Origin of the sequence: Pseudonocardia sp. C8, from assembly GCF_014267175.1 — a bacterium.
Classification (GTDB): Bacteria; Actinomycetota; Actinomycetes; order Mycobacteriales; family Pseudonocardiaceae; genus Pseudonocardia.
This window is the reverse complement of the sequence record NZ_JACMTR010000002.1, coordinates 1,583,155-1,601,100: the sequence shown is the minus strand read 5'-3', so window position 1 is coordinate 1,601,100 and position 17,946 is coordinate 1,583,155. Positions and strand designations below refer to the sequence as shown.

The following is a 17,946-nucleotide window of genomic DNA, read 5'->3' as shown; positions in this document are numbered from 1 at the left end:
TTCACGGCCGGGCCTCCCGGGTCGTCAACTGCCGGGCGAGCTCGCGCAGCGCGTCCGCCCGGATCTTCGAACCGTTCGTGCCGACCGTCGTCGGCATCTCGTCGATCACGTGCACCGAGTCGGGGACCTTGAACCGGGCCAGCGCCGACGCGCACCAGTCCCGCAGCGCGGCCGGGTCCGGGTCGCTCCCGGGCACCGCTTCCACGAACGCGACCGCCCGGGTGTCGCCGTCGGCGGTGACGCCGACGACCTTGGTGCGGGCCACCGCGGGGTGCTCCGCCAGCCGCGTCTCGATCTCCGCGGGCTCGACCAGGAACCCCCGCAGGCGCAGCGAGTCCCCCATCCGGCACAGGTAGTCGAATGAGCCGTCCGGGTGCACCGACCCGAGGTCGCCGGAGCGGAACCAGCCGTCGTCGGTGAACGAGCGCGCCCGGATCGACCCGTCGTCGCCGAGGTAGGCGTCGACGACGTGGTAACCCCGGAACTGCAGCTCGCCCGGCTCGCCGTCCGGCGAGGGCCCGCCGGTGACCGGGTCGGCGGCCCGCACCTCGATCCCGGCGGAGACCGGCCGCCCGCCGGCGCGCCGCCGGGCCGGGACCGGGTCGTGCTCGCGCCAGAACGAGGTCAGCGCGAACACCTCGCTCGAGCCGTAGATACCCAGCGCCGGGGTGCCGGTCTCGTCCTCCGCCCACGCCGACACCTGCATCGAGTTGCCGTAGAAGTCGCCGATCAGCAGCATGCGCCATGCATCGAGATCGACCGGGCCATCGCGCCACTGCGCCATCAGCCGGCCGGCGACGTCGTCGGCGCAGGCCAGGTGGGTCACGGCGAACTCGGCCATGTGCGCCAACACGAGCCCGGTGTCGAACACCGGCTCCAGCAGCGCCGCGCCACCGGCCGCGATCGCCGTCATCGCCGGGACGTAGCCGAACACGCCGGACAGCGGGAGCACGACCAGGCTGACCGAACCGGCGTCCCAGCGGCCGGCCGCGGCGACGTGGCGGGCGTGCGCGGCGACCGCGCTGCCGAGGTGGGCGGCGAGCTTGGGCATCCCGGTCGAGCCGGACGTCGTGAACGCCACGGCGAGCGCGTCCGGTGCGCCCGACAGCGCCGTCAGGTCCAGGGCACCGGACGCGGGCGGTGCCGGCACCCACGCGCCGGCGCCCACGTCGTAGCCGGCCGCGTCGGTGTCGGTCGCCGGGGCGGCTCCGGGACCGGTGACGACCCCGACCGACGGTGCCGCGACCCCGGCCTCGGAGACAGCGGCGTGCAGCGTCGCGGCGAGGTCGAGGCTTAGGAACCCGTGCGCGACGAGCACGACCGCCGGGCGGGCGTGCCGCAGGACGTGGACGACGTCGGCGACACCGTAGCGGGTGTTGATGCCGATGACGTGCGCCCCGAGCGCGGCGGCCGCGAACTGGGCGACGACGGCGTCGGACCAGTTCGGCAGCCACACCCCGACGCAGTCGCCCTCCCCGACCCCGCGACCGCGCAGGTCGTCCCGCAGGGCGACGGTGCGCCGCCACAGCTCGTCGCGGGTCACCCGGCGCGGCTCGGGGCCACCGTCGACGACCACGACCGAGCCGGGTGCGCCGGCGACGGTGTCGGTGAGCAGTCCGGTCAGGGTCTCGCGGCTCATGCGGTCACCCCCGCCGGCCGGGCGGCCAGCTCGCGCAGCCAGCCGTCGAGGATCGCGGCGAAGTCGTCGAGCTCCTCCATCGGGTAGTGCCCGATGCCGTCGAGCAGCGTGTACCGGGCGTCGGGGATCGCGTCGGCGGCACGGCGGGCGTCGGCCGGGTCCACCCACAGGTCGTCCGATCCGACCACGAGCCGGACCGGGCAGGCGACCCCGCCGAGCCCGTCCCGGACGTCGTGGGTCGCCCAGCCGATGAGGTCGCTGGTGGAGATCTCGGGGTCCTCCCGGCGGTGCATGCGCGCGATCAGCTCGGCACGCGCGGCCGGCACCCCGCTGCCCACCACGGCGAGCGTGCCGAAGTAGGTGCGGTCCGAGCGGCTCGGTGCGGCGGTGTCGCTGAGCTCGCGCTCCAGGCCCCGCACGCTCAGGCCCGGCGTGTCGGTCCCGCCGTGCGCGGCCATCGCGACCGCCCCTGCGAGCCGGTCGCCGCAGCGCACCGCCAGCTGCAGGGCGATCGCGCCGCCGATCGAGCAGCCGACCACGAACGGCCGCTCCATCCCGAGCGCGCCGACCAGCTCCTCGCACCAGGACGCGTAGTCCGCGAGATCGCGGACCGGCCCGCCCGACGCAGGCTCCGACCGGCCGTGTCCGGGCAGGTCGGGGACGACCACCCGGTAGCCGCGGGCGGCCAGCGCGGACTGGGTGTCGCGCCACTGGACCCCGTTCTGGCCCGCGGTGTGCAGGCACACCACGCCCGGCCCCTCCCCCTCGGAGAGCACGAACGTGCGCGTGCCGCCCACCTCGACGTAGTCGGCCCTCATCGGTCGTCCTTCCCGCAGGCCCCGGCGAGAGCCCGGGCCTCGTCGACCAGTGCGACGAGGGCGGCGGTCATCCGGAGGTACTCGTAGGCGTCACCGTCGGTGGTGAACTCGTCCCGCATGGTCCGCGCGGTGAAGTCGTTCACCGGGCCGGTCAACAGCTGCACCCACGTCAGGTCGGAGGCACCGAGGACGAACGTGGGGCCGTGCGGGGTGCGGCGCCCGCACTCGAGCACCCGGCCACGGTAGACGCGGAACTGCACCACGTCGTCGCCGATCCGCAGCCCGATCGTGCCGTCCCACGTCGCGGTGGCCCGGGTGAACGGGCCCGACGCGTCCAGCCGATCCCCGAGTGCGCGTGCCCACCCGGTGGTCGCGAACGCCCGGCCGACCCGGTCGGCGTGGTCGTCGACGGCGGCGCGCGCGGTGACCAGAGCGGACGTGCGCCCCCGCTGGACGACGGCGCCGTCCTGGTTGCGCACGACGACGGACCGGCCGACCACGCCGTTGCGCAGCGCCGAGGTGCGCCGGGCCCGCACCACGGTCATCTCGTAGGTGACGGTGTCCCCGACGTGGATCGGGGCGAGGTACTCCCAGCGCGTGTCGAGGGCGGCCTCGACGTGCTCGGAGAGGCCGAGCTCGTGGTGCCAGCCGAAGAAGCCGGCCTCGCCGAGCGGGCCGTGGACCAGCGGCCGCCCGTCCGGGGTGTGGCCGTGCTCGGTGTGCAGGGCAGCCCGGTCGCCGCTGATCTCGGCGAACGCCGCGACGACGTCGGGGCCGAACGTGCGCGGCGGGCCGGTGAAGACCTGCCCGACCGCGAAGTCCTCGAACCAGTGCCCGGTCCGGGGCGGGGACTCCGGTGGCGCGGGCGCACCGACGGTGGTGCCGTTCGTCATGGATCGTCCTCTCCGGCCCCGGCCGTCACGGGCGGCGCCGTCCCGTCGTGTCGCCGACGCGAACACGAACGAACGTTCTTACGAATCACGCTAGACCGGGCCTCACAGCGGGGTCAAGCCGCACCGGGGCGCAACCTCCGGTGGGCTACCCTGGCTCACATGAACACCCGTTCTGCGGCCTTGGTCGCCGACACCGGCCGCGGGAACGAGGCGGCGATCCTCAACGCCGCACTGCACGCATTCGGGACCAAGGGATTCAACGGCGCCTCCATGCGCGACGTCGCGAAGGGTGCGAGCACCAGCCTCTCGAACCTCTACAACTACTTCCCCTCGAAGTCGAAGCTGCTCGCGTCGGTGCTGCGGCACGCCAACGACGAACTGCAGCGGCGGGTGGCCGAGGCGGTCGACCATGCCGGGGACGACCCGCCGTCCCGGCTGCGCGAGGCCGTCCGGTCGTACGTGGGTTTCGTGGTCGACCACCAGGTCGCGATGCTGGTGTCCACCAACGAGGTGCGCTACCTCGACCCGGTGGACCGGGCCGCGCTCGTCGTCGACCGGGACGCCACCCAGGCCGTCTTCGAACGGATCATCACCCAGGGCGCGGGCGACGGGACCTTCCGCACGCCCTACGCCGACGACGCCGCCCGCGCCATCCTGAGTGCCGTCGGCGCGATCGCGGCCTGGTACCGGCCGGACGGACCACTCAGCCGCGGGCAGCTCGCCGAGCAGTACGCGCGGTTCGCGCTGGCCCTCCTGGAGGGTCCACTCCCACGCTGACCCCTTGCCCCGGCGGAGGTCGCTCGCTACGTTCCTGAACGATCGTTCGTACCTTTGCCGAGCCGCTCGTGGCCGGCGCTGCACGGCCGCACCGCAGCGGCCTGGAGGTGGGCTCCGCATGGACCAGCACGCACCACCGGCGAGGATGGGCAGGCTCGCCACGGCCGCCGTGTTCGCGACCGCACTCGAGTGGTTCGACTTCCTGATCTACGCCACGGCCGCCGCGCTGGTGTTCGGGCCGCTGTTCTTCCCCTCGGTGAGCCCGGTGGCCGGGACGCTGGCCTCGTTCGCGACGTTCGCGGTCGGGTTCGTCGCCCGGCCGCTCGGCGGCGTCATCGCCGGCCACGTCGGTGACCGCTTCGGCCGCAAGCCGCCCCTGGTCGCGTCGATGCTGCTCATGGGGGTGGCGACGTTCGCGATCGGCGTGCTGCCCGGCTACGGTTCGATCGGCATCTGGGCACCGGTGCTGCTGGTGGTGGCCCGGCTCGTGCAGGGTCTCGGGGTCGGCGCCCAGTGGGGCGGTGCGGCGCTGCTGCTGACCGAGCACGCGCCGGTCGAGCGGCGCGGCTTCTTCGGCAGCCTGGTCCAGACCGGAGCGATCGTCGGCGCCGTCGCCGGCAACCTGTTCTTCCTCGTACTCTCCTCCACGCTCACCGACGCACAGTTCGCCGCGTGGGGCTGGCGTATCCCGTTCCTGTCCGGGCTCGTGCTGGTCGCGATCGGCGCCTACGTGCAGCTGAAGATCGAGGACACCCCGGTGTTCCGGCAGATGCAACAGCAGTCCGCCGCATCGAAGCGCGAGGCCGGACTGCGCAAGGCGCCGCTGGTCGAGGCCGTCCGCCGGCACGGTCGGGAGATCCTGCAGGCGGCCGGTGCGTTCTTCGTCGTGAACGCAACTTTCTACATCCTGATCAGCGGCATCCTCAGCTACGCGACGACCAGCGTCGGGATGTCACGCACCGCGATCCTCTGGTGCGTGATGATCGCCGGCCTCACCCAGGTCGTCAGCATGCCGTTCTTCGGCGCGCTCACCGACCGCATGGGCTCCCGCAAGAAGCTGTACCTCATCGGCACCGTCCTGATGGGACTCTTCGCGTTCCCGCTGTTCTGGCTGGTCGACTCGGGCTCGGTCCCGCTGGTGTTCCTCGGCCTGCTGGTCGCGTTCACCATCCACGCGACGATGTACGGCCCGCAGGCGACGCTGTACGCCGAGATGTTCCCGGCCGACGTCCGCTTCTCGGGTGCCTCGCTCGGCTACCAGTTCGCTTCGGTCTTCGCGGGCGGCCTCGCCCCGTTCGTCATGACCGCGCTGCTCGCCGCGACCGGTGGTTCGTGGTCGGTGTCGGCCTACATCGTGGCGTGCGCCGTGCTCACCTTCATCTCGGTCGTGACGATCCGCGAGCGGTTCCGGCGCGACCTCTACGAGACGTCGTCCGGGCCGGTCGCCACGGAGCGGACACCCTCCGGCGACTGATCCGGGCCCGCCCACCACGCTGATCGGCAGGTCGATCGCCACGGTTGCGAGGTCGGGACGTTGCCGAGGGGCGCCGGCGAGTGCGTTGCCTAAGGCAGGTCGCCGAGATCGATCCTCAGGCGCACGAACCCGAGGTCGACCACCACCCGCCGGGAGCGGGCCGGCGGCCGGTAGCCCGGGACGGGTGTCCCGTCGGCCCGGTACCGGTACCGGGGATCGCGTGGCGGTGGGCTGCGGCGGGCCCGGGCGGCACGTTCGGCGTCGTAGTCGGCGCGGCGCTGCGGGTCCCGCAGGACCTCGTAGGCGTCGAGGACCCGGGCGAGCCCGTCCCGGTCGTCCGCGGCGGGGCCCGCCCCCTGGCCAGCTCGCGTGTCGGGATGCAGCTGGCGCAGCCGGCGGCGGTAGGCGCGGCTGAGCTCGTCGGCGTCCGCGTCCGGGCGAACACCGAGCACCTCGTAGAGGTCCGGTTCCCGATCAGCCATCTGCGCCTCCGCGCTCCGCGCCGCCGGCACGCAGCAGTCAGTTGCTGACCCCGTTTCTACCCCGATCCCGCGTCACTCACACGTGTCCGCCGGGCGGCCGGGCTCCCCCGCCCGTCGACAGCCGTTTCACCCACGGGGCGAGGTTGGGGTTCCGCGGCCGGTACGCGGGATCGCCGTTCCACCGCTGCAGCACCGACGGGGCGAGCTTCTCTCCCTCGGAGGTGTGCACCGGACGCAGGTACGGCCTGCGCCACGGCGCGAGCCAGGTGAGGGCACGCAGCCACGTCGCGAACGAGCCCCGGTACGGCGACCTCCACTCGTCACCGGTGAGCGGTGCCCGAGGCGCCTCGACGTGCAGACCGGCCGTCCGGGCCTCGTCCGCGATCCACTCGCGGGCCAGCGCCGACAGCGGGGCACGCTCCCGGGCTCGCTCCCCACCGCCGCCGACGTCGGAGTGGGCGCCGACGAACCACCGCTGCTCGATCGAGGTGTGGTGACCCGGAATCGGGATCGGGACGGCGGTCCAGAGCGTCGGCTCGAACTCGGGACGGTTCTCGTCGATGGCGACCGCGTGCCGGGCGATGTCGACGTATCCGCTCAGGGCGGTGTTGTGGAACTGGTACCTGCGGGCGAAGACCTTCCCGATGTCGCCCGGGATGCCGAGGCTGCCGACGGTGTCGAAGACGCCGATGAAGCGGATGCGCTCGAGCCGCGCGTGCGCCAGCACCGTCCGGTCCTGGTCCGTGCGCCGGCCGGGATCGTCCTCGTCGTGCTGCATCTCCCGCAGGCCCGGCCGGGCGCGGTCGCGATACCGCTCGAACACGGCGTCCGCGCCGAGAACGTCCGGCGGGATCAGCCCGCACTTCGTGATCATCCCGGCCAGGCTGCGCGCCGTGAACGCTCCGCGGCTGTACCCGACGAGGAAGATCTGGTCACCGGGCCGGTGGTTGTCGACGATGAACGCGTAGCCCTCACGGATGTTGTCGTCGACACCGCGGCCGAGGATGCCGCCGCGCAGCCGGTCCCAGGGGCCGTTCCCGACCCCTTTGATGTAGTGCGTCCGCTGTCCTCGGCCGCCGGGTCCCCGCTCGACCTCGGGCATCCGGCCGGCGAGCTGGTCGACGTTGGTGTCGTCGGCCGGGTCGTTCCACGTACCGTCCATGAACACTGCGAGCTGCATGATCGACCACCAGGTCCCGGAGGGGCGGACACCGGGGTGCTCGCGCGGAGGGGGCGATCGTTACCCGCTCCCCGGCCCGGCGAGGTTCACGAGAACGCGGCGGTCGACTCGCGACGGCCGTCGGCCGCCACGCCCGAGTAGCCGTAGGTGCCCTCCTCCAGCAGCTCATGCCCCGCCCGGGCCAGCGCACCCATCGCCACGTGGAAGAACGCGCTGCCCACCGAGATCCGCGCCACACCCACCGACGCCAGCTCGGCGACCGTGGGGGCCGCCGCGTGCACCAGGACGTTCACCGGGCGATCGACCGATCCGACGACCCGTTCGATGTCGGCGAGCTCGGCCAGCCCCGGCGCGTAGACGACGTCGGCGCCCGCATCGGCGTAGGCGCGCAGGCGGGCGATGGTGTCGTCCAGGTCGGGGTGGCCGCGGAGGTGGTTCTCCGCTCGCGCGGTGATCACCATGCCGTCGGCCTCGCCCACCGCGGCCGCGACGCGCTCCGCGGCGACGTCGATCGGGTAGAGGCCCGCCTCGGGGTCGAAGTCCTCGATCGAGCAGCCCGCGAGTCCCACACCGGCCGCCCCCTGCACGGTGCGGCGCACGGCGTCGAGATCGGGACCGAAGCCGTTCTCCAGGTCCGCCGAGACCGGCACGTCGACGGCCGCGACGAGCTCGGCGGCGTGCGCGAGCGCCTCGTCACGGGCGACCTGGCCGTCGAGGCGGCCCAGGGTGCCCGCGTGCCCGCCGCTGGTGGTCGCGAGTGCCCCGAAGCCGAGGGAGGTGAGTAGGCGGGCCGATCCGGCATCCCACGGGTTGGGCATGAGCAGCGGGCGCCCCGGCACGTGCAGGGCCCGGAAGGTCTCGGCGATCTTCGACATGGGCGGGACGTTACGGGGCTGCCCGCCGTGCCGTCCCCTGAGTTCCGCGGCCACCGACCGATCACCCTCACCAGTCTTGGTGATGAACGGACAGTGACGTAACACATACTGCCCGTGTGACCGACCACTCTGCGACAGGCCCTCACCGTCGGGGCCTCGCGCGGATGGAGGGAGACCCGGTGAGCATCAACGATCGCGTCTACGACCTGGCGAACAAGGTCCGTCAGCAGAAGGCCGCCATCGAGACCGAGGAGGCGACCAAGAACGCGTTCGTGATGCCGTTCATCGGCTCCGTGCTGGGCTACGACGTCTTCAATCCCTCGGAGGTCATCCCGGAGTTCACCGCCGACGTCGGCGTGAAGAAGGGGGAAAAGATCGACTACGCCCTGGTGCACGGTGGCCAGGTCCAGATCCTGGTGGAGGCCAAGAAGGTCGCCGAGCCGCTCAGGATCGAGCACTCCTCGCAGCTGTTCCGCTACTTCGCGGTCACCAACGCCCGCGTCGCAGTCCTGACCAATGGCGAGTGCTTCGAGTTCTATACCGACCTCGACGCACCCAACAAGATGGACGAGAAGCCCTTCCTCGTCCTCGATCTCGCCGCCGTCGACACGACCCTGCTCCCCGAGCTCGCGAAGCTGACCAAGGAGTCGTTCGACCTCGACTCGGTCATCAACGCCGCCGGCGAGCTCAAGTACATCGGCCAGATCAAACGCGCCCTGGCCGCCGAGTTCCGCAACCCCAGCCTTGAGTGGATCAAGTTCTTCGCCTCCCGGGTCTATGAGAAGAACGTGACTTCCAAGGTCCGCGAGCAGTTCGAGGTCCTTGTCCCGAAGGCCGCGACCCAGTTCCTGAACGAGCAGGTCAACGAGCGCCTGAAGACGGCGCTCGGCAACGGAGCCGACACCGTCACTGCGACATCCACAGCGCCCGTACCGGAGCGCACCACCACCATCGCCGCCGCTGTCGAGGACGAACCCGACGATGCCGAGGGGCCGAAGCCGACCAGAGTTGTCGTCACCACCGACGACGAGATCGAGGGTTTCCAGATCGTGCGGGCGATCGTGTGCAGCGAGGTCTCGGTCGACCGGGTCGCTGCCCGCGACACCCAGACCTACTTCGGCATCCTGCTCGATGACAACAACCGCAAGCCGATCGCCCGGCTCTGGTTCAACCGCACCCAGAAGTACCTCGGCGTGTTCGACGAGAACAAGACCGAGACCCGGCATGCGATCGACTCGGCTCAGGACATCTACACCCACGCCGACACCCTGAGAAAGTCCGTTGCGACATACCTGGGCCGCGAGAGCACGGCCGGATGACCTGGGGTTGACCGAATCCGCAGCAAGGTGACACCGAAGGGGGTGGTCGGTGGCGGTGGCGCACCCGTTCTGCTCGGTCGGGATGGACACCGAATCCGATCCGCTCCGCCTGAACGACACTGACGATCGCCAGGTTCATGCCGCGAGGTCGGCGAGGATGTCGTCCATCGTGATCGTCCAGTCGTCGGGCCGCCCGGTGTCGAGCACGGCGGTGAGGACGAGCGCGTCGTCGTCCCGGCGGGTGACCGTGACCGGGAACAGGTCGCGGACGAGCCCGAGCGCGGCGGCGTTCTCCGGCAGGACGCGGGCGGTCAGCCGGCGCACGCCTCCGGCGCGGGCCCGCTCGGCGAGGGCGGTGAGGAGCCGCCGGCCGACGCCGCGCCGGTGCCAGGCGTCGACGACCGCGACGGCGATCTCGGCCTCGTCCGGGTGCCGGTGGTCGCGGATGGCACGGGCGATCCCGACCGGGGTGCCGGCGTCGGTCTCGGCGACCAGTGCGACGCGGTCGTGGCCGTCGACGTCGAGCAGGGCACGGCGCATCCGGGTGCTGAGCGCGGGCGTCGGGGTGTGGAACCGCAGGTAGCGGCTGCGGGGCGACAGCCCGGCCATGAGCGTGTCGAGCAGGCCGGCCTCGTCGGGCCGCAGGTCGCGCAGGGCGATCCGGGCGGTGTCGGCGGGCGCGCTCCTGGTGGGTCGGTGCATCGGGTCCTCCGGGTTCTCAGATGCCGTGCAGGCCGATGCGCTCGAACGCGACGGCGTGCGGGACGCCGAGCCGCTCGCCGGCGGCGGCGGTGACGTGGCGCAGGAACTGGTCGGGGTCGAAGTCGCGGCCGAGGCCGTCGAGGTAGGCGCGGTGCGCGCGGAGCGACTCGACACCGGCCGCGAGGCCGTCACCGACGTCGACGCCGTGGCTCGGTGAGCCGGACCCGAACAGGTAGGCGTCGGCAGTGCCTGCCCACGCGTCGAGACCGTCGTCGAGCAGCTCCGGGAAGATCCACCGATTGCCGGCATCGCGGGCGGCGTCGAGCGCGGCGACGCCGACGGTGCGGTGGTCGGCCTGGTTGAGGAGCCGCCGCCCGCCCATGCGGAAGGTCAGCTCGCTGGTCGTGCTGAGCACGATGTCGGGGCGGGTCCGGCGGACGTGGCGGGCGATGTCGCGGCGCAGCTCGGGGCCGTACCGCACGACCCCGTCGGGGTGGTGCAGGAAGGTCACGTCCGAGACGCCGACGATCGCGGCGCTCGCGAGCTGCTCCTTCTGCCGCAGGACCGCGGCGTCGCCCGGGGCGATCCCGTCGATTCCGGCCTCGCCGTCGGTGACGATGACGTAGGCGACGGTCTTGCCGGCGCGGGTCCAGCGCGCGACCGCGCTCGCGGCGCCGTACTCGAGATCGTCGGGATGGGCGACGACGGCCAGTGCGCGGTCCCAGTCGTCGGGCATCGGGTCGAGGTGCGGGTTCATCGGATCCTCCTGGTAGTCACGGGCCCTGTCTGACGACGGGGCGGGTTCGGGGATGCACCCGGGGTCAGAACGCGGCGACGGCGGCGACGGCGAGCCACCAGGCTCCGAGCCCGCCGAAGAGCGCGACCGGCAGCCGGGCGGTGCGACGCCACAGCAGCCAGGTGAGGGCCGCGGCGACGAGTGCGGGCAGGCTCTCCGCGCCGCCGACGACGCCGCGCGGGGCCAGCAGGGCGGGCAGCGTGATCGCGGCGAGCACCGCCGGCCCGACGTGCGGCAGCAGCCGGGCCGGCGCCGGCGGTGCGGCCCGGGAGGTCACCAGGAACGCCGCGCGCAACGCGTAGGTGCCGAGCCCGATCGCGACGAGGACGAGCAGCTCACGCATCGTGGGCCTCCAGCATCGCGCCGGCGGCCGTCCCCGCCGCGGCTCCGGCCAGCACGCCGAGCCCCAGCGGGAGGCCGGAGGCCGCGACGGCGACGCCCGCGCCGACGGCCGCGGCGCCGTAGGCCGCCCGGCTCGCGAGCATGGGCAGCAGCAGGAGCAGGAACGTCAGCGGCCCGGCGAGCTCGAGCGGGACGGCGGCGGGCAGCGCGCCGGCCAGCACGGTCCCGGCGGCGGTGATCAGCTGCCAGGCGGGCCACAAGGTCAGCCCGACCCCCAGGTAGTAGGCCAGCCGGGCGCGCGGTCCCCCGCCGCCGTCGGGACGGCCGAACCGGGCGATCGCCAGGGCGTACACCGGGTCGGCCAGCAGGTAGGCGGCCGGCCAGCGCCACCGCGCGGGCCAGTCACGGGCGTGCGGGGCCAGCGAGGCGCTGTACAGCAGCATCCGGGCGTTGACCACGAGCGCGGCCGCGACGACGACCGGGGCACTCGCCCCGGAGCCGAGCATCTGCACGGCGAGCAGCTGGGCGGCGCCGCCGAACAGCAGCGGCGACGACGCCCATGCGACGAGCGGGTCCACGCCGCCCGCCGCCAGGGTGGCGCCGAGCGCCATCCCGAACGGCGTGTACGCGACGATCACCGCGACGGCGTCCCGGCTGCCCGCGCGCGCCGCGGGCCACTCGACCGACGCCGCCGGTGCCGAGGCGGGCAGCCGGGACATCGGTCACCCCTCCCGCTTGCGCGCGGTGACGACCAGGTACTCGGCGTCGTACGTCGCGCGGCCGGTGGTGCCGCGGTTCCGGTCGGTGAGGAACGCCAGGAAGTCGCGGTCGAGGTCGGCCACCCGGTCCGGCCGGTCGGCGTTGAACCGGTACACCGCGATCGTCGGGCCGTAGTGCTGCTTCCAGTAGTCGCGGAACCCGGCCGGGTCCCCGTCGTGCTGCATGACGATCCGGGCGCGCCGGGCCCGCAGGTCGGTGACGCGGTCGCCGAACAGCTCCCGCACGTGTCCCTCGTCGCCCCACAGCGGCGGCGGGCTCGCGCCGGGCGGGGGCGGCGGCGCGTACGGCGCCATCGTGCGGAACAGCTGCCCGATGAAGCCGTCCGGCGTCCAGTTGATCATCGCGATCGTGCCGCCCGGCGCCGTGACCCGCACGAGCTCGTCGGCGACGACCTGGTGCCGCGGCGCGAACATCGCGCCCACACTGGACAGCACGACGTCGTACGCGTCGTCGGGGAACGGCAGCGCCTCGGCGTCGGCCTCCACCCACTCCAGGTCGACACCGCGCTCGCCGGCGGTCCGGCGGCCGGCCTCGAACAGCTCGGGGGTCAGGTCCGACGCCGTCACCACGGCGCCGCGCTCCGCGGCCGGGACGGCGGCGTTGCCCGTGCCGGCAGCGACGTCGAGCACCCGCTGCCCCGGACGGACACCGGCTGCGTCAACGAGCAGCGGGCCGAACTGCGGGATCAGCTCGGTCGCGATCCGCGGGTAGTCGCCCGCCGCCCACAGCGCCCGGTGCTTCGCCTTCAGGGCCCGGTCGGCGTCCTGCTCGGGGGTCGTGGTCGTCATCTGGTCCTCCCAGGGTCGTGTGCCGATGACCCCGTGACTGACGACGTCCGCGTCGACGGGACGCAGCACCCGGGCGGGATGCGTCCTGCCGGCCGCGCACGCGTCATGAGGGGCGTTCGGCAAGCCCTCTCGACCAAGGAGTTCCGACCATGACCGGCACGCGGATCCAGCTCGCGCTCAACGTCGACGACATCGGCGAGGCGACCGCCTTCTACACCCGGCTGTTCGGCGTGCCACCGCACAAGGTGCGCGCCGGGTACGCCAACTTCGTCGTCACCGACCCGCCGCTCAAGCTCGTGCTCATCGAGAACCCCGGTGCGCCCGAGCGGCTCAACCACCTCGGTGTCGAGGCCCCCACCGCCGGCGACGTCACCGCCGCGCTCGCCCGGTTCACCGCCGCCGGGTTGGACACGACCGTCGCCGAGCAGGACGTGTGCTGCCACGCGGTGCAGGACAAGGTGTTCGTCGCCGCGCCGGACGTCCCGCACGGTTGGTGGGAGTACTACGCCGTCACCGACGACGACCCGTCGAACCCGGACGGCGCGAGCACGTCCGTGTGCGCGGTGAGCTGTGCCGCCCGGGACACCGCCGACAGCACCTGCTGCGGCTGACCGGACGCGGGCGGCGGCCGGCCGGTGGCCGGCCGCCGCCCCGACGCGCTCAGGAGTTCCCGCAGTCGCAGGGCCGCGACGGCGCGTAGTCCATGGGCACGCCGCGGGCGTCCAGGGTGAGCGCGCAACACTGCCCGAGCAGGTCTGCGAGCCGGCGCCGGCCGCGCTGCACGCGGGACTTCATCCCGGACAGCGAGACACCCTCGCTGCGCGCCGCGCGGGCCTGCGGCCACCCATCGAGATCGATCAGCTCCACCGCCCGCCGCTGGTCCGGCGGCAGCCCCACGAGCAGCGGGCGCAGGCAGTGCGACAGCTCCCCCAGCGCCGCGTCCGGGTCCTCGTCCCCGGGCACGGGGCCGTCGTCGGTCGCCTCGACCTGCTCCGGCACCAGGCGTTCGCGGTCGCGCCCGCCGCGGCGGTACTCGTCGATGACCGCGTTGCGGGCCACCCGGAACACCCAGTGCGCGAGCCGCTCGCGGTCGTCGACCGTGCCGATACCCTGGTGGACCCGCAGCAGGATCTCCCCGACCAGGTCGTCGGCGCGGTCCGGGTCGGCGATGCGCCGCCGGACGAAGGCGCGCAGCTGCGCGATCACATCCCGCCAGGCCTGCTCGGTCAGCCGCTCCCCCGCGTCCGAGGACGCGGTCGTCGTCGCGGTCGTGTCCATGTCGTCACCGCCCCGGCGCCCACCGCAGGCGCCCCGCCGTACTGACGACGGTAGCCCGGCGGGGACGCAACGCCGAGCGCGTGGCCCGATCCCCGGCGCCAGGATGTGGCCGTCGATCGGCTCCCGGCCCGCACCCGGGGCCCGGGGCCGCCGCACCTCCGTGTCAGATGATGTCTCGCCCTTCGCGGCGCGCTTCTCGCCATTCGGTGATGAAGGCCCGGGAGATGACGAACAGGATGCCTGCGACCAGCGCCGGCCAGACCAGCACGTAGCCACTCAGCCAGATGACGTCCATTCGGTGCTCCGTTTCTCCCTCGGACCGCGTCCGGGTCCGGGTGGTCAGGGATCGGGCAGGGGGTCCTCGCGAGGCTTCAGCGCCTCCTTCTCGTCGAAGTTTCCGGTCACGCGCTTGATGACCGCGAAGTCGAACGACTGGCCGGACCTGACCGACATCAGGAAACACACGACGGTGCTCACCGCATAGGCGATCAGTGACGCCGACAGGACGTGGTACTCGTGCACGGCGCCGAACGCGAACGGCGTGACCACGAGCGCCGCCGCGGTCCCGACGACCTTGCCGGCCCGCAGCCCGAAGAAGCCGAACGCCATCAGCCCCGCGACGACCCCCACTCCGACGATGGCGAGAACGTCGACCGCGAGCCAGAGCCCACCGCCGAGGTCGACGAGTTGGAAGCGGATCGGGATGAACAACACCAGGGCCACGAGCACAGCAGTCGTGAAGGCCGCGTTCGTCACCTTCCCCCAGTAGAAGCTGGCGATCACCGGGAACACCAGCGCACCCCAGAGCGCACCGACGAAGACCAGCATGTCCAGGATGTCGAGCTGCATGCTGGCGAACACCAGCGCCACCGCGGTCGCCGCCACCATCGTCAGCCGCCCGATCAGCAGCATCACACGGGGATTCGCCTTGTCCTTCCCCGCGATGTTCTGCCCGTAGATGTCGGCCATCGCGATCGAGGAAAGCGCCGACAGGTCCGAATCCCCGGTGGAGCACAGCGACCCGATGATCAGGACGAAGAATCCGACCAGGAGCCCGACCGGCAGGTAGGTCGCCGCCAGCTGGGGGATGATGTTGTTCGGGTCGCCGTCCAGCGGCTCCATGCCCAGGTACAGCGCCATCACCCCGAACATGCCCATCCCGATCACCGTCCCGCCGTAGCCGAGCGTGGCCGTCACGAACGTCCTCCGGATGAGGTCCTCGCGGACCGCGAAGAGGCGTTGCGCGATCGTCTGGTTACCGATCGCGTAGGCGAGCACCGCCGCAATGTAGGGCGCGCCCTGCTGCAGGAACGCCTCGCTGGAGAAGAAGTTGCTCTGCTCCGGGCTCACGTTGCCTGCGCCGGACGAGAACGCGTCCGGGAAGCCGGCGAGGTAGAAGACCGCCGGGATGAGCACGATCACCACCCCGAGCATTGCGACGACCTGGATGAAGTCGGTCAGCACCGAGGCACGGAAGCCGGACCACACCGTGTAGACGAGCAACCCGATTGCGATCGAAACGACGCCCTGGGTGAACCCGAGCGGGGTCAGCAGGCCGATCAGCACACCTCCGGCGATCAGGTTCGACGTCAGGCTGATCACGCTTCCGACCACGTTGGAGGCCGCGAGCATCAGCTGGCTCGAACGCCCGTGCCGGGCATACATCACCTCGGCCAGCGTGTGCGCCTTCGGTGCCACCGCTCGGATCCTGCGTCCGAAGGGGTAGATGAAGAGGATCATCAGGGCACCCCACAACCCGTAGTGGATCGGGCCGGACACCCCGTAGAGATATCCCGAGGTCGCCGATGCGTACATCGACGACGCCCAGATCCAGGTCGCGGTCATGCTGCCCGCCGAGATCCCGAACCCGACACGGTTGCCGGCCGTCATGTAGGCATCGGCATCTTCCTGCTTCTTGGCGATCTTCCGGACGACATACAGCATCGCGCCGAAGAACCCGACCAGAATCACGATCGTGGTCGGCCCGTTGAACCTCACCAAGTCCATGCGTCATCCCCGCTGTCGATGCCGAACTCCGACAGGACGGTCGATGCGGCTGTCGGTCGCCGGCATCGATCCGCCCGCCATCGGGACGTCGTCGTCAACACGACGTTCCGTGGCCACGCCGGAGCAGCGCCGAGCTCCCTGACGTGACCGCGAGGCCACCTCCCCTGACCCGCACCGCAGACCGACACGGCTGGAAACGACCGGGCCGGCCTGGTCCTCGTCGAGGTCGTTTCGGGCTCGTGGATGACGGCGTCGCAGCCGGGGTCGTCGAGCTGAGGGCCTCGCCGGTCGACATCTCTGGACCTCCGAAGGGCGTGGGCATCGATGCCGTGCGTGAGCGCGGCCACATCCGATACGCCTTGTGAGTAGACCGTGTTCACCCACAGATGACAACCCTTTACAGCCGACTTCCGTGCGGTGACCACCGCGAGCGCGTCGAACAGAGGATGAATCTTGCCGGCCGCGACAGTGCCTCCCTGGTCACGACGCCGGACGGCTCGTGTGGCCGTTCCACCCGCTCACCGTGCGGCCAATCGCCGTCCAGACCTGAACGCACGTTGTCCACTACAGGCGGACGTCGTTAACCTGCGCCAGCCGACCGGACCGCAGGCCGGCCAGCCGGGTGATGTCGACCGCTGTCTCGGCGTGGCCGCCGGATCAGCACCCCGCCGGCCCGGGCCATGAGGAGGGCCGGCGGACGACACCACACGGTGCACCCGCTGTGCGGGACGGTGCCGGCTCGCGCACTCCACTGCCCGGTCAGGCACACTCGGGTGTCGGACGTCCCGATCCGCGGCGGCGCCCGGTCAGGTGGAGGTCGAGATGGCAGGCATCGTGCAGCGAATCCAGGCGTTCCTGAAGAGCCCGCAGGGACGCAAGTACACCGAGCAGGCCAAGCGGATGGCGAGCGACCCGCGCAACCGGGCCAAGGCCCAGCAGATGCTGTCGCGGTTCCGCGGCAAGCGCTGAACAGCCGGGCGCCGACAACGCCACGGCCGGTCTCTCCCTCTCGCCGCGGCAGTCCGGCCGTCGGCGCCAGTCGATGAGAACAAGGAAGCGTAGGCCGGCGAATCCAGCGGTTACGCTCGCGGTTCTGCCCGCACCCTGGTGAGAGCGATCTGTCGGTTGTGCTCGTTGTCCAGGACAGCCGCAGCCGCCGCGGCTTCCTCGTCCCCCGCGATGACGGCGTCGAGCAACGAACGGTGCCCGCGCCAGACCCGTTCCGGATCGGGGCTGCGCTGGAACACCCAGTGCAGGCGACCGATGAGTGGTTCCTCACGATCAATGATGAACTTGTTTCGCGCGGCCGAACGCAGCGCGAAATGAAACTCCGCGTTGAGCCGCCCCACGAGCGCCAGGTCGCCCGCGTCGATGGCCTGACGGCATTCGACGAGCAAGAGCGTCATGTTCTCGATGTCACCCTGGTCCGAATGTCGCGCGGCAAGGCGTGCCGCCAGCGTTTCGAGCGCCTCGCGGACGTCGAAGATCTGCTCGATCTCGTCGGGGGTGAGTTCGTTGACAACGACACCTCGATTAGGGACGACGCGCAGGTACCCGTCCGCCTCCAGCAACCTGATCGCTTCCCGTACCGGAACACGCGAGACCATGAGGCCTTCGCAGACTTCTCGCTCCAGCACTCGCTCCCCGGGCTGGAGCCGCCCGTCGGAAATCCGTGCGCGAATCTCGGACCGCACCCAATCGCGCAACGCGGTGGCCTTGTCCGGCGGCGCCGGCATAGTGAACCGATCGGCTCCCACCAGTGCCTCCTGGACGTTGCATCGCTGCAGTCGCATCCG

Annotated in this window: 20 protein-coding genes; 5 read left to right on the top strand and 15 right to left on the bottom strand. The window is 72.1% G+C overall.

Annotated features, from left to right (window positions below; genetic code table 11):
* Window position 1: 1 nt before the first annotated feature.
* The 3 genes from H7X46_RS08120 to H7X46_RS08110 are packed head-to-tail and all read right to left on the bottom strand — an operon-like array spanning window position 2 to window position 3,350.
* Entirely contained in the window at window positions 2–1,639 is a 1,638-nt protein-coding gene (locus H7X46_RS08120) for an AMP-binding protein (protein ID WP_186358819.1), read from the bottom strand.
* Window positions 1,636–2,457, bottom strand: coding sequence for an alpha/beta fold hydrolase (locus tag H7X46_RS08115; protein WP_186358818.1), 822 nt, complete (start codon window positions 2,455–2,457; stop codon window positions 1,636–1,638). The genes H7X46_RS08120 and H7X46_RS08115 overlap by 4 nt, the downstream gene beginning before the upstream one ends.
* Window positions 2,454–3,350 (bottom strand): hotdog domain-containing protein, encoded by an 897-nt coding sequence (locus H7X46_RS08110; protein ID WP_186358817.1) that lies wholly within the window; start codon window positions 3,348–3,350, stop codon window positions 2,454–2,456. The genes H7X46_RS08115 and H7X46_RS08110 overlap by 4 nt, the downstream gene beginning before the upstream one ends.
* A 159-nt stretch (window positions 3,351–3,509) precedes the next feature.
* Here H7X46_RS08110 and H7X46_RS08105 point away from each other — a divergent pair, with 159 nt between their 5' ends.
* Window positions 3,510–4,127 carry a TetR/AcrR family transcriptional regulator gene (locus H7X46_RS08105; protein WP_186358816.1) on the top strand — a complete coding sequence of 206 codons (618 nt, stop codon included), beginning with the start codon at window positions 3,510–3,512 and terminating at the stop codon, window positions 4,125–4,127.
* A gap of 118 nt (window positions 4,128–4,245) precedes the next feature.
* Window positions 4,246–5,601 carry an MFS transporter gene (locus H7X46_RS08100; protein WP_186358815.1) on the top strand — a complete coding sequence of 452 codons (1,356 nt, stop codon included), beginning with the start codon at window positions 4,246–4,248 and terminating at the stop codon, window positions 5,599–5,601.
* A gap of 89 nt (window positions 5,602–5,690) precedes the next feature.
* On the opposite strand, the gene H7X46_RS08095 is transcribed toward H7X46_RS08100, so the two are convergent.
* The 3 genes from H7X46_RS08095 to H7X46_RS08085 all read right to left on the bottom strand — a co-directional run bounded on the left by H7X46_RS08095 (window position 5,691) and on the right by H7X46_RS08085 (window position 8,138).
* On the bottom strand, window positions 5,691–6,083 hold the full coding sequence (locus H7X46_RS08095; RefSeq protein WP_186358814.1) for a J domain-containing protein: 393 nt from the start codon (window positions 6,081–6,083) through the stop codon (window positions 5,691–5,693).
* A 76-nt stretch (window positions 6,084–6,159) separates the two neighbouring features.
* Window positions 6,160–7,263 carry a DUF2235 domain-containing protein gene (locus H7X46_RS08090; protein ID WP_186358813.1) on the bottom strand — a complete coding sequence of 368 codons (1,104 nt, stop codon included), beginning with the start codon at window positions 7,261–7,263 and terminating at the stop codon, window positions 6,160–6,162.
* 86 nt (window positions 7,264–7,349) lie between these two features.
* Window positions 7,350–8,138 (bottom strand): isocitrate lyase/phosphoenolpyruvate mutase family protein, encoded by a 789-nt coding sequence (locus H7X46_RS08085; protein WP_186358812.1) that lies wholly within the window; start codon window positions 8,136–8,138, stop codon window positions 7,350–7,352.
* Between the two features lie 179 nt (window positions 8,139–8,317).
* On the opposite strand from H7X46_RS08085, the gene H7X46_RS08080 reads away from it, so the two are divergent.
* Entirely contained in the window at window positions 8,318–9,457 is a 1,140-nt protein-coding gene (locus H7X46_RS08080) for a restriction endonuclease (RefSeq protein WP_370588655.1), read from the top strand.
* 135 nt (window positions 9,458–9,592) lie between these two features.
* Here H7X46_RS08080 and H7X46_RS08075 read toward each other — a convergent pair whose 3' ends face one another.
* From H7X46_RS08075 to H7X46_RS08055, 5 genes are all read right to left on the bottom strand, one after another.
* Window positions 9,593–10,159: a GNAT family N-acetyltransferase gene (locus H7X46_RS08075; RefSeq protein ID WP_186358811.1), complete on the bottom strand. Its 567-nt coding sequence runs from the start codon at window positions 10,157–10,159 to the stop codon at window positions 9,593–9,595.
* A 16-nt stretch (window positions 10,160–10,175) separates the two neighbouring features.
* Window positions 10,176–10,916 carry a PIG-L deacetylase family protein gene (locus H7X46_RS08070; RefSeq protein ID WP_186358810.1) on the bottom strand — a complete coding sequence of 247 codons (741 nt, stop codon included), beginning with the start codon at window positions 10,914–10,916 and terminating at the stop codon, window positions 10,176–10,178.
* A gap of 64 nt (window positions 10,917–10,980) precedes the next feature.
* Window positions 10,981–11,298 carry an AzlD domain-containing protein gene (locus H7X46_RS08065; protein ID WP_186358809.1) on the bottom strand — a complete coding sequence of 106 codons (318 nt, stop codon included), beginning with the start codon at window positions 11,296–11,298 and terminating at the stop codon, window positions 10,981–10,983.
* Window positions 11,291–12,016, bottom strand: coding sequence for an AzlC family ABC transporter permease (locus tag H7X46_RS08060; protein ID WP_186358808.1), 726 nt, complete (start codon window positions 12,014–12,016; stop codon window positions 11,291–11,293). Before H7X46_RS08060 ends, H7X46_RS08065 begins: the two co-directional genes overlap by 8 nt.
* Window positions 12,017–12,019: 3 nt before the next feature.
* Complete coding sequence (locus tag H7X46_RS08055) at window positions 12,020–12,865, bottom strand: class I SAM-dependent methyltransferase (protein WP_186358807.1); 846 nt, start codon at window positions 12,863–12,865, stop codon at window positions 12,020–12,022.
* A gap of 149 nt (window positions 12,866–13,014) precedes the next feature.
* On the opposite strand from H7X46_RS08055, the gene H7X46_RS08050 reads away from it, so the two are divergent.
* Window positions 13,015–13,476 carry an ArsI/CadI family heavy metal resistance metalloenzyme gene (locus H7X46_RS08050; RefSeq protein WP_186358806.1) on the top strand — a complete coding sequence of 154 codons (462 nt, stop codon included), beginning with the start codon at window positions 13,015–13,017 and terminating at the stop codon, window positions 13,474–13,476.
* Window positions 13,477–13,525: 49 nt separating this feature from the next.
* On the opposite strand, the gene H7X46_RS08045 is transcribed toward H7X46_RS08050, so the two are convergent.
* The 3 genes from H7X46_RS08045 to H7X46_RS08040 form a co-directional block, all read right to left on the bottom strand.
* The gene (locus H7X46_RS08045) at window positions 13,526–14,143 is read right to left on the bottom strand and encodes a sigma-70 family RNA polymerase sigma factor (RefSeq protein ID WP_186358805.1); all 618 of its coding nucleotides are present in this window, start codon (window positions 14,141–14,143) and stop codon (window positions 13,526–13,528) included.
* Between the two features lie 163 nt (window positions 14,144–14,306).
* Window positions 14,307–14,438, bottom strand: coding sequence for a putative transporter small subunit (locus tag H7X46_RS29045; protein ID WP_222131235.1), 132 nt, complete (start codon window positions 14,436–14,438; stop codon window positions 14,307–14,309).
* Window positions 14,439–14,482: 44 nt separating this feature from the next.
* On the bottom strand, window positions 14,483–16,150 hold the full coding sequence (locus tag H7X46_RS08040) for a sodium:solute symporter family protein (RefSeq protein WP_186358804.1): 1,668 nt from the start codon (window positions 16,148–16,150) through the stop codon (window positions 14,483–14,485).
* Between the two features lie 834 nt (window positions 16,151–16,984).
* Between H7X46_RS08040 and H7X46_RS29485 the strand changes: the two genes are divergently transcribed.
* Window positions 16,985–17,119, top strand: a complete 135-nt coding sequence (locus H7X46_RS29485; protein ID WP_255426988.1) for a hypothetical protein — start codon at window positions 16,985–16,987, stop codon at window positions 17,117–17,119.
* Window positions 17,120–17,229: 110 nt separating this feature from the next.
* On the opposite strand, the gene H7X46_RS08035 is transcribed toward H7X46_RS29485, so the two are convergent.
* The gene (locus H7X46_RS08035) at window positions 17,230–17,907 is read right to left on the bottom strand and encodes a GntR family transcriptional regulator (protein WP_186358803.1); all 678 of its coding nucleotides are present in this window, start codon (window positions 17,905–17,907) and stop codon (window positions 17,230–17,232) included.
* Window positions 17,908–17,946 lie beyond the last annotated feature (39 nt).

What these genes read in the sequence shown, in the direction of transcription:
- H7X46_RS29045 (WP_222131235.1), bottom strand. Translation starts at nt 14,438, where the DNA reads ATGGACGTCATCTGGCTGAGTGGCTACGTGCTGGTCTGGCCGGCGCTG.
- H7X46_RS08060 (WP_186358808.1), bottom strand. Translation starts at nt 12,016, where the DNA reads ATGTCCCGGCTGCCCGCCTCGGCACCGGCGGCGTCGGTCGAGTGGCCC.
- H7X46_RS08065 (WP_186358809.1), bottom strand. Translation starts at nt 11,298, where the DNA reads ATGCGTGAGCTGCTCGTCCTCGTCGCGATCGGGCTCGGCACCTACGCG.
- H7X46_RS08070 (WP_186358810.1), bottom strand. Translation starts at nt 10,916, where the DNA reads ATGAACCCGCACCTCGACCCGATGCCCGACGACTGGGACCGCGCACTG.
- H7X46_RS08045 (WP_186358805.1), bottom strand. Translation starts at nt 14,143, where the DNA reads ATGGACACGACCGCGACGACGACCGCGTCCTCGGACGCGGGGGAGCGG.
- H7X46_RS08105 (WP_186358816.1), top strand. Translation starts at nt 3,510, where the DNA reads ATGAACACCCGTTCTGCGGCCTTGGTCGCCGACACCGGCCGCGGGAAC.
- H7X46_RS08120 (WP_186358819.1), bottom strand. Translation starts at nt 1,639, where the DNA reads ATGAGCCGCGAGACCCTGACCGGACTGCTCACCGACACCGTCGCCGGC.
- H7X46_RS08115 (WP_186358818.1), bottom strand. Translation starts at nt 2,457, where the DNA reads ATGAGGGCCGACTACGTCGAGGTGGGCGGCACGCGCACGTTCGTGCTC.
- H7X46_RS08075 (WP_186358811.1), bottom strand. Translation starts at nt 10,159, where the DNA reads ATGCACCGACCCACCAGGAGCGCGCCCGCCGACACCGCCCGGATCGCC.
- H7X46_RS08055 (WP_186358807.1), bottom strand. Translation starts at nt 12,865, where the DNA reads ATGACGACCACGACCCCCGAGCAGGACGCCGACCGGGCCCTGAAGGCG.
- H7X46_RS08100 (WP_186358815.1), top strand. Translation starts at nt 4,246, where the DNA reads ATGGACCAGCACGCACCACCGGCGAGGATGGGCAGGCTCGCCACGGCC.
- H7X46_RS08090 (WP_186358813.1), bottom strand. Translation starts at nt 7,263, where the DNA reads ATGCAGCTCGCAGTGTTCATGGACGGTACGTGGAACGACCCGGCCGAC.
- H7X46_RS08085 (WP_186358812.1), bottom strand. Translation starts at nt 8,138, where the DNA reads ATGTCGAAGATCGCCGAGACCTTCCGGGCCCTGCACGTGCCGGGGCGC.
- H7X46_RS08110 (WP_186358817.1), bottom strand. Translation starts at nt 3,350, where the DNA reads ATGACGAACGGCACCACCGTCGGTGCGCCCGCGCCACCGGAGTCCCCG.
- H7X46_RS08095 (WP_186358814.1), bottom strand. Translation starts at nt 6,083, where the DNA reads ATGGCTGATCGGGAACCGGACCTCTACGAGGTGCTCGGTGTTCGCCCG.
- H7X46_RS08050 (WP_186358806.1), top strand. Translation starts at nt 13,015, where the DNA reads ATGACCGGCACGCGGATCCAGCTCGCGCTCAACGTCGACGACATCGGC.
- H7X46_RS08040 (WP_186358804.1), bottom strand. Translation starts at nt 16,150, where the DNA reads ATGGACTTGGTGAGGTTCAACGGGCCGACCACGATCGTGATTCTGGTC.